Below are 15,335 nucleotides of genomic sequence, written 5' to 3' on the forward strand. Positions count from 1 at the left end.
CTGTGAGAGGACGCGGCAGCCGAATCAGAGGCTCTGCGCGATCGACTGGCGGTTGAGGATACGAGGCGTGATGAAGATGAGCAGTTCCTGACGTTCGTCGCTCTCGGTCTGCCGCTTGAAGAGCAGGCCCAGGACGGGAATCTTCGAGAAGAACGGGACCCGCTGCGAGGCCGTGGAGCCGCGGCGCACGTAGATGCCGCCGATGACCGTGGTGTCGCCGTCCTTCACGAGCACCTGGGTGTTGGCCTCCTTGCGCTGGATGGAGGGCTGACCGTTGGCGCCCGTGTTGGACGCGTCAGGCTGGTTGTTCTGCGCGTTGATGGACATCAGGATGCTGCCGTCCTGGGTGATGTGCGGCGTCACCTCGAGCGACAGGCGGGCCTCGATGAAGGTCGTATTCACGCCGCTCGCGGACGTCTGGCTGAACGGGATGGACAGACCCTGGCTGATGCGCGCGAGGCTGTTGTCCAACGTGGTGACCTTGGGCGCGGAGATGGTCTTCACCGTGCCCTCGTTCTCCGCCGCGGACAGGCGCAGGTTGAGCTGGAGCGCGCCACCCGCGGAGCCGAACACAAAGCCCAGCGCACCACCGGCGCCCTCACCCACCGCGGCCGGCAGGTTCACCGCGAAGTTCGGAGTTCCAGCCACGCCAATCGCCGTGCCGCCCGCGCCACCGGTGACACCCACCGAGTTCGGGAAGATGAGTCCCGTCGAGTTGCCCGTGGCCGCGCTCATGCGAGCCTGACCACCCCACTGCACGCCCAGCGACCGGCTGAAGGTCGTGGAGGCCTCGACGATGCGGCTCTCGATGAGCACCTGCGGCGTCTGCGTATCGAGGCTGCGCACGAGCGTGCGGGCCTTCTCCACGTGCGAGCGGATGTCCTTCACGATGAGCACGTTGGTGCGCGCATCCACCGTCACGGAACCGCGGTCGCTGAGGACGTCCTTCACGCGCGCGGCCATGTCGCCAGCGACTGCGTAGTTGACGGGCAGCAGGTTCACGAGCAGCTCCTCCTGCTGCTGGAGCGACTTCTTGCGCTCCTGGCGGAGCCGCGCCTCCTCCTCCAACGTCTTGAGCGGCGCGATGCGGATGATGTTGCCCAGGTCCTCCTTGCCCAACTGCTTGGTACGCAGGACGAGGTCGAGCGCCTGGTCCCAGGGAACATTGCGCAGGCGGATGGTCACCCGGCCCGACACGTCGTCGGCGACGACGATGTTGCGCTTGGAGATCTCCGCGATGACGCGCAGGAGGTTCTGGATGTCGATGTCCTTGAACTCAAAGGACACGCGCTTGCCCTTGTAGCGCGACTGCTGCGGGGCGCCTTCGGCGGCGTAGGCGGGGGCCTCGGCGGTGAAGCCGGCCGTGCGCTGAGCGACGGCGACCTCCTCCGTCTTCACGCCCTTCACGTCCAGGCGCCAGCTCAGCGTGTTGGAGCCCTGCGAGACGTTCTCCTCGATGGCACCGTCCGCGGCCACCACCAGGCGCACCTTGCGGCCCTCACCCGGCACCGTGAAGGCGCTGATCATCTTCACCGGCGTCTCCAGCGCGCTGGTGTCCAGGCTGCGCTCGAACTTGCGCGGCAGCTTCGCGTTGTCCAGGGTCAGCACCGCGCTGCGGGGATCCGGGCGGTCCACCTTCCACACCACCGGGCCCGAGAGCTTGAGCTGGATGCGGCCGCCCGCGGGGCTCTCGTCGAAGGACAGGTCCTTCACGTCGACCATCGCGGCCTGCGGCGCGGCGGCCGGGGTAGGAATCGGGGTCGAGCGCATCGGCTCGGTCTCGGAGATCTCCGCGACCATCGCGCTGGGCTCCGCCTTCGGCGCCGGCTTGCGCGCCACGGACTCGCCGAGCACGACCTCCAGGCCATTCTGCGTGCGGTCCACGCGGTACGCGGGCATCGCGCCCCGCGCCACCAGCACCAGCCGAACCTTGTCCGAGTGAGCCCCCACGCGCAGGGCATCCAGCACCCCACCCTTCACGCGCGGAGCCTTCGTCGCCATGCCCACGCCGTACACATCGACCGCGAGGCGCGGCGGATCCGCCAGCTCCAGGACCTCGTAGCGAGCGATGTCGCCATCGGTGCCCACGCGCAGCGTGTCCTTGTTGAGGGCCAGCTGGGTGATGTGGTGCGCGGGGTTGGCCACCTCGCGCTCATCCGCCTCGGCAGCGACCACGTTCTCGGGCAGCGGCGCCTTCGTGGGCTCCTTGGTGACCGGAGCGGCCTCGGCGACGACCACGGGCTTCGCGGGCGCGACCGGCTCGGCCACCTTCACCGGCTCGGCAACCACGGCCTTCACCGGCGTGACAGCCTCAGGGGCCTTGGCGGGGGCGAGGGCCACCGCCGGCTTCACCGTCGGAGCAGCGGGGGCCTCGGCCACCGCGGCCTTGACCGGAGCGGCGACGGGCTTCACCTCGGCCGGCTTGGGCGCGACGGCCGCGGTCTGCACCGCGGGAGCCTCTGCGGCGCCATCCACGGAGATGACCACGCGATTGCCGTCCGCGCGAACGTCATACTGAGACGCCTTGTCGAGCGCCACGAGGACGCGGCCCACGCTGGCCCGCTCATCGGAGAACTGCGATGCCACCACGCCCGTCACCGGGCCGGAGCCATCATGGTGCCCCTTGATGCCCGTGGCATCCGCAGACGAGAGGTCGACCACCAGCCGCTCCGGCCCACTCAGCCGGAAGACGGTGAAGGTCGGCGGCCGGTTCCCAGTGACAACCACCTGGGCGCCAGCTCCCGTGCGCGCGACCTGCAAGTCGCGCAGCGTATTCAGTTCAGCGCCATTCACCGTGGCGCCAACAAGGACGACCGCCCATGCGGCCGCCACGATCCACTTGCCCCTCGTCACAGCGCTCTTCTCGAGCATGCGTCCCCTCAACAAGTTGGAAGCGGGCAGCTGCCCGCGGGCGCGCCTAGGGGCGCTACTCCCAGTTCTTGCCCGTCATCAGGTTGTAGGCGGGGTCCAGCTTCGCGTCGGCCTTGAGCTGCATGCTCACCGGATTGGAGATGAGCTCGCCCTTGGCCCCCGTGAAGACCTCGGTCACAGTGACCGAGTCCCGGAGAATCTGTGTCACCTTGCCGCCTTGCCGCCCCATGCGGGTGTTGCGACGCACGATGTGGCCGCGTCCCAAGGGGTCTTCCACCATCGCGATGGGGCTCGCGTCGCCCGTGACCACCGCCACCAGCTTCAGCTGGTCGATGTCGAACGCGCACAACGGCTCGTTGCAGGTGTGCTCGGGCTGATCGCGCTGGATGGGGCCCAGCTCGCCCAGCGGGCTGCGGAAGGGATCCCGCTTGCCCACCGGACTGTAGGTGTAGACGAACGCCGGAGGAGCCGGAACCTCGGCCTTGGGCTCTGGCGCTGCCGCCGCGGCCTTGGGAGGCGGCGGTGGAGCAGGAGGCGGCCGCGGGCTGGACTCGCAGGCGGGGAGCGCCAGCGTCAGCATCGCAGCAGTTATCGTGGCCTTGAACGTCTTCATCCTCGGATCCCTTGTCGCCCTAGTTGCCAGGCGGATCAAGTTTCTAGTTGCTCTTCGTGTCGATGAACCGGAACGTCGTCGCCAGGAAGTTGCTCTGGAGCACGACCTTCTCGTTCTTCATCGTCGGCTCGCCGAGCCGGATGTTGTTGACGTTCACGATGCGGCGCATGCTCGCCATCTCCTGCAGGAACATGGCGATCTCGTGGTAGTTGCCGCTGACCGTCATCCGAATGGGGATGCGGGCGAAGAACTCACCGCCGCCGACGAACTCCTTGTCGGGCTCGACGCGGGAGATCTCCAGGCCGGACTTCTTGCCGATGTCGTTGATCTGCGCGAGCAGTTCCTCGACATCCCGCTTCTCGGGCAGCTCGGTCAGCGCCTCCGCGAGCTTCTGCTCGAGCACGTCCATCTCGCGCCGGCGCTCGTTGAGGTTCTGGGCGATCTCGCTCTTGTCGGCCAGCTCCAGGTCGAGCGTGCGGCGCTCGGCCTCGCGGCGGGTGATCTCCTCCTCCGTCGGCTGGATGGCGAGGAAGAAGTTGAGCGCGGTGATGACGATGACGGCGAACGCGAGACCACCGAACTTGGCCGCCGGTGACGCCTTCGCGAGCTGATCCAGGTATTTTTCCATGGCGGGACGTTCCTTCGTCGCTCAGATGGCGTAGTCGGCGGTGAGCGTGATGTTGAAGTCGACCACGGCGGGAACTCCCGGCTGGGTCGGCTTCGACTGCACCGCGCTGGTCAGGTCGATGTTCGCGAAGAAGGGCTTGATGTCGCCCACCGAGAACTCCTCTACCGCGACCTCGGCGGACAGCAGCTCCACGCGAGAGGTCTTCGCATCACGCCGCTGCTCGACCAGGCGCCCCATTCCCTTGGGCGTCCAGACCATGCTGCCCAGGCCGCGCATGAACTCGGCGACCTCGTCGTGACTCGTCGCAGAGCCGCTGATGCTGACCGCGTTGGCGCTCTCGGTGAAGCCGCTGAGCCACACCTTCTTGGGCGTCGCGGACGCGAGCGCGTCCATCATGCGCACCGGTCCGTTGCGGCCCTTGCGCAGCGAGTCCAGGACGGCCAGCTTCTTCTCCACCTCGATTTTGCGCGCGTTGATGTTCTTCACCTCGCCGATCACCTTCTCCAGGGCGGCGATTTTCGCGCGGGTGTCCGCGATGCCCTTCCGGGCGCGCTGCAACTCGTCATCGCGATTGGCGTACCAGAGGTAGTTGCCCACCAGCGCGCCGATGAGGACCACCGCGAAGAGGACCAGGATCTGCCGGCCCATCTCCCGCTTCTTGACTGCCCGGACGGGCAGGAGGTTGATGCGGATCATCATGTGAGTCGTCTCCTCGTGGCCAGCGGCTCAGCCCAGCTTGTCGCCCGGACGCCGGAGCGCCAGTCCCACTGCCACCGCGGCCATGGGCGCCACGTCCATGATGAACGCGGGGTCGAACTTGCGGTTGTCCACTTCGATCTTGCGGAACGGGTTGAGGATCTCCACGGGCACCCCCGTGCGAGCCTCGATGGTCTTGAACAGCGCGGGAATCTTCGCGGTGCCACCCGACAGGTACACCTTGGTGAAGTTCGAGTCGGCGGCCGTGCCAGCGTAGAAGTCCAGCGAGCGCTGGATCTCTCCGGCCACCTGCTCGGCGACGCTGGAGAGCACGCGCTCGACTTCCTGCGGAACGACGGCGTCCGCGTCCGCGCGGTTGCCACCAATCTTCAGCGCCTCCGCCTCCTCATAGGAGACGTTGAGCTGCTTCTGGATCTCCTCGGTGAACTGGTTGCCACCGATGGTGACGTCGCGCGTGAACACCGTCACGCCGTTGGCGATGATGTTGATGTTCACCACCGAGGCGCCCGCGTTGATGAGCACCACCGTCTCCTTCTCCGGGAGATCGTAGTTGGTGGAGAACATGTTCTGGACCGCGAAGGCGTCCACGTCCACCACCACCGGGGCGAGCCCCGCCTCCGAGACGACGGTGGTGTAGTCGTTGATCATGTCCTTCTTGGCGGCGACCAGCAGCACATCCATCTGCCCGGTGGCGTCATTGCCGCCGCCGTCGAGGATCTGCGTGTCGATGTTCACGTCCTTCACGTCGAAGGGGATGTACTGCTCCGCCTCCCACTGGATGCTCTCCTCGAGCTCTTCCTGGCTCATGCGAGGCATCTGGATCTTCTTGATGATGACCGAGTGACCGGAGACGCCGATGGCGACCTCCTTGCCCTTCACCTTCAGCTCGGACATCAGCTCCTGCACGGCCTGCACGATGGCCGTCGAGTTCATCAGGGCGCCATCGACGATGGCCTCGGGAGGCAAGGGCTTCATGCCGAAGCTCTGCAGCGCGAAGCCGATCTCGCCGCGCTTGCGTTGCTCCTTGAGCATGATCATCTTGATCGACGTCGATCCGATATCGAGGCCCAGTGCCAGTTTGCCCTTCGCCATGCTTGACTCCGTCGGAGAGGAAGCCAGCGTAGCACTGGCTTGCACCCCCTCCTAAAAAGTGCCTGGAGCCCGCCTGCCCTGCGGTCGGGGGAGAGCCAGGATTGCTTGAATCGCGGGCTCCCCACACTGCCGCCGCGGAGGCCCGATTTTCCGGCCCCGGCGGGGTCTCGTCAAATGCACGGCCGTACAACGTGACGGTCCGGCCCTCAACCCCGCTCGGCCTCGGCATCCGGGTCGATGCCGTACTCCTTGATTTTATAGAGGAGAGCCCGGTGGCTGATGTCCAGGACCTCGGCGGCCCGGGTGCGATTTCCCTTCGTGCGACGGAGGGCCGCGCGAATGAAGGACTCCTCGAGATCTCGGATGGCCCGCTTGAGTGACAGGTCCGTTCCAACCTGTTGCATCCTGTTGCCGCCAGGATCGCTGGGGGTCGGCACTGGCGCGGTCCACAGCCGCTCGGGGAGGTTCGCGGGCTGGATGAGGGCGTCCTCGGCCAGCAGCACCGCGCGCTCCATCGCGTTCTCCAGCTCACGGACGTTGCCTGGCCAACCGTAGGCCGTGAGCAGCGCCTCCGCCTCGGGGGACATCCCTTGCACGGGGGGGTCCCGATTCAGCTCGCGATTGAAGCGCCCGATGAAGGCGCGCGCGAGCAGCGTGATGTCCTCGCGACGCTCGCGCAGCGGCGGCATGCGGAGGTTCACCACGTTGAGGCGGTAGTAGAGGTCCTCGCGGAACTCGCCCTTCTCCACCAGCCTGGCGAGGTCTCGGAGCGTGGCGGCCACGACGCGCACGTCCACTTTCTCCACGCGGTTCTCGCCCACCGGGCGGAGTTCACCCTCCTGCAACACGCGCAGCAGCTTCACCTGCGCGGACAGCGGCAGCTCACCCACTTCATCGAGGAACAGCGTCCCGCCATCCGCTTCGGAGAACAAGCCGTGCCGCGCGGTGCGCGCGTCGGTGAAGGCGCCCTTGGCGTGGCCAAAGAGCTCGCTCTCGATGAGGCCCGCGGGAATGGCGCCGCAGTTGACGGCCACGAAAGGCATGGCCGCACGGCGGCTGCGCGCGTGCAGCTCGCGCGCGATGAGTTCCTTGCCGGTGCCGCTCTCGCCGGAGATGAGCACCGTGGTGTCCACGGGCGCGAGCTTCGCCACCTGCTTGAGCACGGCTTGAAGCGAGCCGCTCTCGCCCAGAATGAGCCCGAGCGGCGCGAGCGGGTTCTGCGTGTCGTGGAGGCGGCGGTTCTCGCGGACGAGCCGCTCCCGCTCCTCCGCCTTCCTCAGGACGAAGGCGATCTCCTCGGGCTTGAAGGGCTTTTGGACGTAGTCGTAGGCCCCTGCCGCCACGGCCTCCAGCGCCTGCTCCTGAGAGCCATAGGCGCTCATCACCACGACCGTCAGCGCGGGATGATCCGCCAGCGCCTGCCGCAGCACGGACAGGCCATCCTTCTTCGGCATCCGGACGTCACACAGCAGGACGTCGTACGGGCGCGCGGCCATCTCGCGCAGTGCCTCGTCCCCGTCAGCGACGGCGCGGACGTCGTATCCCCGGTCCGTGAGGACGAGGGTCAGAACGTGGCGAATGGAGGGCTCGTCGTCAGCGACGAGAATCGAGCGGAACACGGGCATGGGCGTGCGCGCATCCTAGCCGCTTCGCCGGCCCCCCTCACACTTCCGGACCGCGCAGGAAGGCGGGCAGGAACACCGAGAAGCGGGCGCCCCCACCAGGCGCGTTCTCGGCCGTCAGCCGACCTCCCATCCCCTGAGCCAGACGCAGGGAGACCGCCAGCCCCAGGCCCGTCCCCTGGCGCCCCTTCGTCGTGAAGAACGGTTCGAAGAGGCGCGGCATCACCTCGCTCGGAATGCCGGGTCCCGAGTCCTCCACGTCCACGCGCACCGCATCACCCTCGCGGCGCGACGTGACGCGCACCCGCCCCTGCCCGCCCATCGCTTGCGCGGCGTTGAGCAACAGGTTGATGACAATCTGGGACAACGGCCCCGAGTCCGCTCGCGCCAGCACGCCCGGCTCCAGGTCGAAGGCCACCTCCACGCCGGACAGCTCCGGGCCCGCGCGCACGAGTCGAGTGCACGACTCCACCACCTGCCCCACCTCCACCGGCGTCGACACGGAGGCCGCCGGCCGCCCCAGGTCGAGCAGCCCACGGATGATCCGATCGATCCGCAGCACCTCCTGATCGATGTGAGCCAGGTAGTCACGCAGCTCAGGCGTCTGGGCGCGTGCTCGGGCCAGGGACAGATACCCGAGGATGCCGGACAGGGGGTTGCCCACCTCGTGCGCCACGCCGGCTGCGAGCCTGCCCACCGTGGCCAGACGCTCTGACGCCACCAGCTCCGTTTGCGCGTGGGCCAGCCGCGCGTTCGCCTGCCGCAGTTCGTCCAACTGGCTGCGGGTGAGGGCCTGCTCCTGGCGCAGCGCCTCCGCCATCCGCTGCAGCGCGCGCTGGATGCGTGACATCAGCGGCCCGCCCTGCGCGGACAATGGCAGGTCGAGCTCCAGCCTCCCGAGCTGTTCGACCGATTCCTCCGTGGCGCGCAGCGGACGTCCCACCGTGGTGTCGAGCACCAGGTACGCGAGCACGGACAACGCGACCAGATCCAGGCCAAGCGCCAACGGCAGGAACCCGCGCACGCGCGCCAGCCCTTCCGCCTCGGCGGTCCCCGGAAGCGCGAAGCGCCTCGCAATCTCGAGCAGGCGGATCAGCACCGGCTGCAGCGTCAACCAGGTCAGCCCCGTGGAGAGCGACCCCAGCAGGAACGCAACGCTGGCGATGCGCCACTTCACCCGAGTCCCCGACTCACCGCACACCGCCCAGGAGCAGCCACACCTCACGAGGCAGCACGGTCGCGAGCCAAGGCCCCAGGAGCATCAGCTCCAGGCCCGCCAGCGCGAGCCAGGGGCCGAAAGGGATGTTGGTCGGCCCTGGGACCCAGTCCTCCTCTTCTCCCTCCTCATCCACTGGCGCATCCGGGATGGGCTGGAACACGAGGCACCAGGGGATGAGCAACAACCGCTTGCCCCAGGACAATCCGGGTCGGGTGAACTCCCAGGTCATCTTGAGCTCGGGCTCGGCAGGGGACTCTTCACCCTCGGAAGGAGCCGCATCCGTCGCCGCCTCCGGAGCGGGCTCTCCGCTGGGCCCTGCGCGACCAGTGAGCGCGAGCAGCGCGACGCCCACCACCGCGCCCTGCAACGACGAGAAGAAGAGGATGCCCAGCAGCGCGCGCCAGCTGAGGAACGCACCCAGGAGCGCCACGAGGAACTTGTCCCCTCCCCCGAGCGCCTCCTTCCTGAACACCTTCCAGCCCAAGTACTCCATGAGCCGGAACGCGAGGAATCCCACCAGCGCGCCCACCACGGCGCCTCGCACTGCGTCGGTGCCGCGCGGGATCGCCAGCAACACGCCCGCCGCGATGCCCGGCAGCGTCAGCGAGAAGGGGAGGATCCAATGCTCCAAATCAATGAACGTGAGCGGGACCAGCAACATCACCAGCACGAGCGCCGGCACCAGCTCATAGGTCCAACCGAACCGGCGCTGGCACGCAAGGAACAGCAATCCCGTGAGCAACTCCACCAGGACATAGCGCGGGGAGATCGGCGCGCGGCAGGCTCGGCACTTCGCCCTCAGCCAGAGCCATGAAACAACCGGGATGTTTTCATACCAAGCCAGCACGTGACCGCACTTCGGGCAGCGCGAGCGGGGACGGACAATGCTCAGCTCTTCCGGGACGCGCGCGATGACGACGTTGAGGAAGCTCCCCACGCACAGCCCGAGTACGAACAGGTAGAGGAGGAAGAGGGACTCGGCCCAACCCGACACGGACGAGAAGGTCACGGAGCCGTCCATCCTACCCGTCCGCTGCGTGTGCGCGATCGACGAATTCCGTCAACGCGGGTGACAATTTTTGGCAGCCCGCCTACCCAGGAAGCATCCCGGGCGAGCACTTCCACGGGAATATTCATGGGATGGCCCCCTGGCCGGTGTGGCACTGTTCGTGCTACTTCTCCCCGCGTCGTCCCTCAACAACCCCCTGCGCCTTCTCGCGGAGTCCCAAGCACATGATCCGTTTCTTCCGGAAGAAGGGTGGCTTCACCCTGATCGAGCTGATGATCGTGGTCGCCATCATCGGCATCCTGGCCGCCATCGCCATCCCGAACTTCATCCGCTTCCAGGCCAAGTCCAAGCAGTCTGAGGCGAAGACCAACCTGAAGGCGCTGTACACCTCGCAGAAGGCGTACTTCGGCGAGAAGGACAAGTACCTCAGCAACTACAAGACCCTCGGCTTCACGCCGGAGGCCGGCAACCGCTACAGCTACGGCCTGGCGCCGGCGTGCAAGAATGCGGCTGCGGTCACCCTCCGGTCCTACACCGTCGGCTGCATCGAGCAGGACGTTGCCCGGTTCCCCACGCCGCCGGGAACGGCTGCGGATCCCGTCACCACCGTTGGCGTCGTGGGCACCTGCCCGAGCTGTGACTTCAATGCCTCCGCGGTTGGCAACGTCGACAACGACGACAACGCGGACACGTGGGCCATCACCTCGTCCACCACGACGATCGCGCTGACCGGCACCTGCGGCAATGACGCGACCGCCATCTCCGGCGGCGAGCCGGGCAACGCGTACAACGACGTGAGCTGCCCGTGATGTCATCCGCCTCCCGTTGAACCTGGGAGGCATTGCATCCCCACCGGGGCTCTCGGGAAGACCGAGAGCCCCGCGTGCGTTTTTACCGAGCCCATGAGCAAGCTCCCTGCCCTGCTGTTGCCCGCTGGACTGCTTTCCTTGTGCCTGCTCTCGGCACCGCCCGCGTCCGCGCTGCGGTCGGGGGGCAAACCCTTGCTGCCGCGCCCCGGCCTGCTCCGCACGGTCTTCCGGGGACAGTTGGGGCTGGTCGCCGACTACTTCTGGATTCTCACCATCAACCGGGTGGGCATCTCGCAATCGGCCCTCGACCACCGCGACATCTACTACTACGCGGACCTCACGACGGATCTCGATCCGCGCTTCGCGAAGGTCTACACGTTCGCGGGGATCACCATCCCCATCCACCTGGGCCGCGAGCACTACGCCAACGCGAACGAGTCGACCCAGCTCCTGCGCAAGGGCGTCCTCAATGTTCCGGAGGATGAGCGCACGCAGTTCCAGCTCGCCTACAACCTGATGTTCTTCCACCACCAGTACAAGGAGGCGGGTGACATCATCATGGGGCTGTCCAAGCGCCCCAACGCCCCGCCCTGGTACACCGCCCTGGCCACGCGGCTCTATGCGCAGTCCGGCGACTTCGACACGAGCATGTCGCTCGCGGAGATGATGCGAGACAGCGCCGAGGACGACGAGAGCCGCGCGTACTACGAACGCCGCATCCAGGAGATCCTCCAGGAGCGCGTGCTCCGGCAGCTCGACAGCGTCGTGGCTCGCTACCGCGAGAACCACGGCAAGCTGCCCGCCAGCATGGAGGCGCTCATCGAGCCCGGCCTCCTCACCCAGCTCCCCGAGGATCCGCTCGGTGGGCACTTCTACCTGGCGGATGACGGACGGACCTACTCCACGGCGTCGAAGTTCCGCCTGGAGGTCATCTACGACGAGCGGGCCGCCGACGGCACCCGGATCGTTCCCCACCCTCGCAACCCGGAGACGGACGGTCATGCAACCGGTATCCCCTGACGCTCCTCCCATTCAGGCCCAGGGCCTCTCCAAGACCTACAAGGTCGGCTTCTGGCTCAACCGCACCGTGCGGGCACTCCAGGGCTTGGATCTCCAGGTGGGCGCTGGGCAGATCTACGGCCTGCTCGGCCCCAACGGTGCGGGCAAATCCACCACCATCAAGATCCTCATGAATCTCGTGCGGCCGAGCGGCGGCACCGCGCGGCTGTACGGGCAGCCGGTGGACCACGCCGCCACGCGACGGCTCGTAGGATTCCTGCCCGAGAATCCCTCGCCCTACGACTACCTGACCGGGCGCGAGTTCGTGACCCTGGCGGGGCACTTGTCCGGCTTGAGTGGCCATGACCTGGACCGCCGCGTCACGGAGGTGCTCGGCGCGGTGGAGATGGCCGGCGCGGAGAAGCTCCAGATTCGCCGGTACTCGAAGGGCATGGTCCAGCGCGTCGCGCTCGCGCAGGCACTGGTGGGGCGCCCCAAGCTGCTCATCCTCGATGAGCCCACGAGCGGGTTGGATCCGCTCGGGCGCCGGCAGATGCGAGACCTCATCCTCGCGGAGCGCGACAAGGGCACCACTGTCCTGTTCTGCAGTCACATCATCCCGGACGTCGAGGCGCTGTGCGATCGCCTCGCAGTACTCGTGGGCGGGCGCCGCGTGCGCGAGGGCAGCGTGCAGGAGCTGGTGTCCGCGCAGGTCCCCACCGTCGAGATGGTGGTGGAGAACCTCAAGTTGGATCAGGTGCAGCAGCTCGGCGTGCCGCTGGAGTCGGCTCAGGCGCTCGACGGGCGCGTGCTGCTACAGGTATCGGACACGAACAGCCAGCGACTCCTCGGGGGCGTACTGGGCGCGGGGGGCCGCGTGAACCGGGTGCAGCCCGCGCGCTTCTCGCTGGAGCAACTCTTCATGGATGCCCTCAAGGAATCAGGCCGGGCCACGAGCGTGGGCGGAGAGATCAACACATGAACGCGTTCACCGCGATGGCGTGGAATGGCTTCCGCGAAGCGCGCCGCAACAAGGTGACGGTCGTCGTGGGCGCCTTCGCCTCCGTCGTCCTGCTCTCCTCCACGCTGGTGACAGATGTCACTGTCAACACGTTCGACCGCGTGCTGACGGACTTCGGGCTCGGGACGATGAGCCTCATCCTCGCGTTCCTCACCATCTTCCTCTCCAGCGGACTGTTGAGCCGGGAGATTGAACGGCGCACCATCTTCCTCATGGTGAGCAAGCCGGTGTCGCGCACGCAGTTCCTGGTGGCGCGGCTCGCCGGCAACATGCTCACGCTCGCGGTGCTCGTGGCCGCGATGACGCTCATCTTCCTCAGCCAGTTGCTGATGTTCGGCGCGGCCATCACCTCCACGCAGCTCGTCGCCGCGGCGGGGCTCTGGTTCGAGCTGCTCGTGCTCAGCAGCGCGGGCATCCTGTTCTCCAGCTTCTCGGGGCCCGCGGTCTCGGCCATCTGCACCACGGGCCTCTACTTCGCCGGGCATCTGGCCGGAGACATGTATGAGATCGCGAAGTACTCGGAGAATCCCCTCGTCCAGACGCTGGGCCGGGTCCTCTATTACGTGCTGCCCAACCTGGAGCGGATGAACTTCCGGCCGCGCGCGACCTATGCGCTCACCGTGGACGCAGGCACGTTCCTGTCCGCCGCGGCGTATGGCGTGGCCTGGGCGGCGATCTTCACCGCCATCGCCGTCTTCATCTTCGAGCGCCGCGACTTCCGGTAGCGGCTCCGTCAGGGCTGGGTGGGCCCAGGGGCGAGGCTCGCGGCGCCCGCCGTGAGCGCGGCCCGAGCCGAGGTCAGGGCTCGGTGCGTGGGCTCTGAGTCTGGGCGCAGTCGAAGGGCCTCCTCCAGGGGTTGCACTGCCTCCGCCGCGCGGCCAAGTTGCAAGAGCGTCCGACCCAGTTCCAGGCGAGCGTCCGCGAACTCGGGCTCGAGCTGGGAGGCCTCGCGGAACGCGACCAGCGCGTCCTCCATGCGCCTCGCTCGCCGCAATGCGAGCCCCAGGTTGTGGCGTGGCGTGGCGCTGCCAGGCTTCAAGCGGACAGCCGCCTCCAACTCGTGAATCGCCGCAGGGAAGCGGCCGAGCTGGGCATATGCCACCGCGAGATCGCTTCGCACCCGGAACTCCCCCGGCAAGGACTGCGCCGCGATCTCCAGGTGAGGAAGTGCGTCCTCCACGCGGCGCTCATGGAGATAAGCAGCACCGAGCCAGGCATGGGCCAGAGCACGCCCAGGTGCCCGGTTCACGGTGTCCTCCCAGAGCGAGATGGCGTCATGCCACACCGGTACGCGCAGCCCCGTCAACAGGGCCGCGATGGCCACCACGCCTACAGAGGCGAACGCCGCCGCGCGTGTAACGTAGGACCATCGCGTCAACACCTCGCGGAGCGCGACCGCGACGACGACGATGAATCCCACCGAGGGCAAGTAGAGGTAGCGCTCCGCATAGGCCTCAACGCCTCTGGCCTGGAGCACCAGGACTGGAAGCAGCGGCACCCACCACCAGACCAAACCTGCCCACAGCGCACGCAACCCGAGCCTTCGCGAGAGGAGCAGCAGTCCCGCCAACGCAGCGACGGTGAGGCCCCCCAGCAACACCCGCGGCTCCCAGAGTGAGCGAACCCAGGTCGAGGGAGGCACCGCCACGAGCGGATGCGGCCAGAACAACTTCCCGCCCAGCTCCGTCACCAGCGCCAAGGCATCCAGCCCGCTCGCCGAGCCCTGTGCCATCCGGTGGCCGGTCCGAGGCAGCGCCCATCCCAAGGCGTTGAGGCGCAATGTCGCGTACACGCCCAGCGCCAACGCGAGCGGCCCGTAACGCCGCAGTCGCTCGCGCAGTCCTCGCGGTTCACCTTCCGTCGCGAGTGACTCGAGGCTCCACACCAGGACAGGCAGGACGATGGCCGTCTCTTTCAGGAGGAGCCCCGTCAGCCAGGCCGCCGCAGCCCAGCACGAGCGCCCCCAGGACACAGGCCCAGGGAAGAGCAGACGCACAGCGACGAGGACCGCCAACGTCGCCCCCAGGTCCATCCAGCCGCTGACCCACGCGACAGCCTCTACGTGCACCGGATGCACCGCGAAGAGCGAGGCCCCCACCACGGCAGCCCACTCCGCTGAGGCGCTCGACTGTCCGCGGCGAAGACAGAAGCGCAGCAGCCACCACACGAGCACCGAGGCCGCCGCATGCGCGAGCACCAGCAGCAGGTGGTATCCCCACGGACTGGTGCCAAATACCGCGCGCAGCACGAAGAACGTCACGTGCGCCAGGGGGCGGTAGTAGCCCGCGCCCACCTGCGCGTCGGTCGGATCCTCCGCGAACCCGAAGAGCGACTGGCCCCAGGCCGTCCTCAGCCCATCCAACGAGCGGATCCATGGGTTGTCCAGCAACAGCGACACGTCGTCGTAGACGAAGCCATTGGCGAGCGCGCCCGCATACACGAGGAGCGCAAGGGCCACGACCCAGAGGGCCTGGACCCGAGGGCGTGGAGAACCAGGAGAGGGAAGGTCGGGGGCCATGAACAGAGGCCGGCAATGTACCACCGCCCCCTCGGGGACACCCGGCGCCTCCCCACCTGTCCCCTGCCCCCACGCACGCTCGCCCCTCGTGAGACCGCACCGCACACGGGCGTCGCTTGCGACTGTGACCGCCGGGAGGGCTTGGTATCGTGCCAACGTGGTCTTCCCCTCCAGCCCCATCGTCCTCCGTCATTGCGCCTCGCCAACGTGGAGCCGC

Annotated in this window: 13 protein-coding genes; 4 read left to right on the forward strand and 9 right to left on the reverse strand. The window is 67.7% G+C overall.

The window, feature by feature from the left end; genetic code table 11:
• Window positions 1-24 precede the first annotated feature (24 nt).
• The 8 genes from pilQ to KRR26_RS10205 all read right to left on the reverse strand — a co-directional run bounded on the left by pilQ (window position 25) and on the right by KRR26_RS10205 (window position 9,771).
• On the reverse strand, window positions 25-2,871 hold the full coding sequence (gene pilQ, locus KRR26_RS10170) for a type IV pilus secretin PilQ (protein WP_217079722.1): 2,847 nt from the start codon (window positions 2,869-2,871) through the stop codon (window positions 25-27).
• Window positions 2,872-2,926: 55 nt separating this feature from the next.
• Window positions 2,927-3,484, reverse strand: a complete 558-nt coding sequence (locus tag KRR26_RS10175; protein WP_199723676.1) for a pilus assembly protein PilP — start codon at window positions 3,482-3,484, stop codon at window positions 2,927-2,929.
• A gap of 43 nt (window positions 3,485-3,527) precedes the next feature.
• Window positions 3,528-4,112 (reverse strand): type IV pilus inner membrane component PilO, encoded by a 585-nt coding sequence (locus KRR26_RS10180; RefSeq protein WP_120202758.1) that lies wholly within the window; start codon window positions 4,110-4,112, stop codon window positions 3,528-3,530.
• A gap of 21 nt (window positions 4,113-4,133) precedes the next feature.
• Window positions 4,134-4,811 carry a PilN domain-containing protein gene (locus KRR26_RS10185; RefSeq protein ID WP_120202760.1) on the reverse strand — a complete coding sequence of 226 codons (678 nt, stop codon included), beginning with the start codon at window positions 4,809-4,811 and terminating at the stop codon, window positions 4,134-4,136.
• A 27-nt stretch (window positions 4,812-4,838) separates the two neighbouring features.
• Window positions 4,839-5,921 carry a type IV pilus assembly protein PilM gene (pilM, locus tag KRR26_RS10190; protein WP_120202761.1) on the reverse strand — a complete coding sequence of 361 codons (1,083 nt, stop codon included), beginning with the start codon at window positions 5,919-5,921 and terminating at the stop codon, window positions 4,839-4,841.
• Window positions 5,922-6,127: 206 nt separating this feature from the next.
• Complete coding sequence (locus KRR26_RS10195; RefSeq protein WP_217079723.1) at window positions 6,128-7,546, reverse strand: sigma-54-dependent transcriptional regulator; 1,419 nt, start codon at window positions 7,544-7,546, stop codon at window positions 6,128-6,130.
• Window positions 7,547-7,583: 37 nt separating this feature from the next.
• The gene (locus KRR26_RS10200) at window positions 7,584-8,720 is read right to left on the reverse strand and encodes a sensor histidine kinase (protein WP_217079724.1); all 1,137 of its coding nucleotides are present in this window, start codon (window positions 8,718-8,720) and stop codon (window positions 7,584-7,586) included.
• A 13-nt stretch (window positions 8,721-8,733) separates the two neighbouring features.
• A complete protein-coding gene (locus tag KRR26_RS10205; RefSeq protein ID WP_217079725.1) occupies window positions 8,734-9,771 on the reverse strand; it encodes a prepilin peptidase in 1,038 nt (345 codons plus the stop codon).
• Between the two features lie 224 nt (window positions 9,772-9,995).
• Here KRR26_RS10205 and KRR26_RS10210 point away from each other — a divergent pair, with 224 nt between their 5' ends.
• The 4 genes from KRR26_RS10210 to KRR26_RS10225 all read left to right on the forward strand — a co-directional run bounded on the left by KRR26_RS10210 (window position 9,996) and on the right by KRR26_RS10225 (window position 13,325).
• A complete protein-coding gene (locus KRR26_RS10210) occupies window positions 9,996-10,580 on the forward strand; it encodes a prepilin-type N-terminal cleavage/methylation domain-containing protein (RefSeq protein ID WP_217079726.1) in 585 nt (194 codons plus the stop codon).
• Window positions 10,581-10,673: 93 nt separating this feature from the next.
• Complete coding sequence (locus tag KRR26_RS10215; RefSeq protein ID WP_120202772.1) at window positions 10,674-11,600, forward strand: pilus assembly protein PilG; 927 nt, start codon at window positions 10,674-10,676, stop codon at window positions 11,598-11,600.
• A complete protein-coding gene (locus KRR26_RS10220) occupies window positions 11,581-12,561 on the forward strand; it encodes an ABC transporter ATP-binding protein (RefSeq protein ID WP_120202775.1) in 981 nt (326 codons plus the stop codon). Before KRR26_RS10215 ends, KRR26_RS10220 begins: the two co-directional genes overlap by 20 nt.
• Window positions 12,558-13,325: an ABC transporter permease gene (locus KRR26_RS10225; RefSeq protein WP_120202777.1), complete on the forward strand. Its 768-nt coding sequence runs from the start codon at window positions 12,558-12,560 to the stop codon at window positions 13,323-13,325. The genes KRR26_RS10220 and KRR26_RS10225 overlap by 4 nt, the downstream gene beginning before the upstream one ends.
• 8 nt (window positions 13,326-13,333) lie before the next feature.
• Here KRR26_RS10225 and KRR26_RS37605 read toward each other — a convergent pair whose 3' ends face one another.
• The gene (locus KRR26_RS37605; RefSeq protein ID WP_217079727.1) at window positions 13,334-15,058 is read right to left on the reverse strand and encodes a tetratricopeptide repeat protein; all 1,725 of its coding nucleotides are present in this window, start codon (window positions 15,056-15,058) and stop codon (window positions 13,334-13,336) included.
• Between the last annotated feature and the right edge of the window lie 277 nt (window positions 15,059-15,335).

It is taken from the genome of Citreicoccus inhibens (genome assembly GCF_019039035.1).
Classification (GTDB): domain Bacteria; phylum Myxococcota; class Myxococcia; order Myxococcales; family Myxococcaceae; genus Citreicoccus; species Citreicoccus inhibens.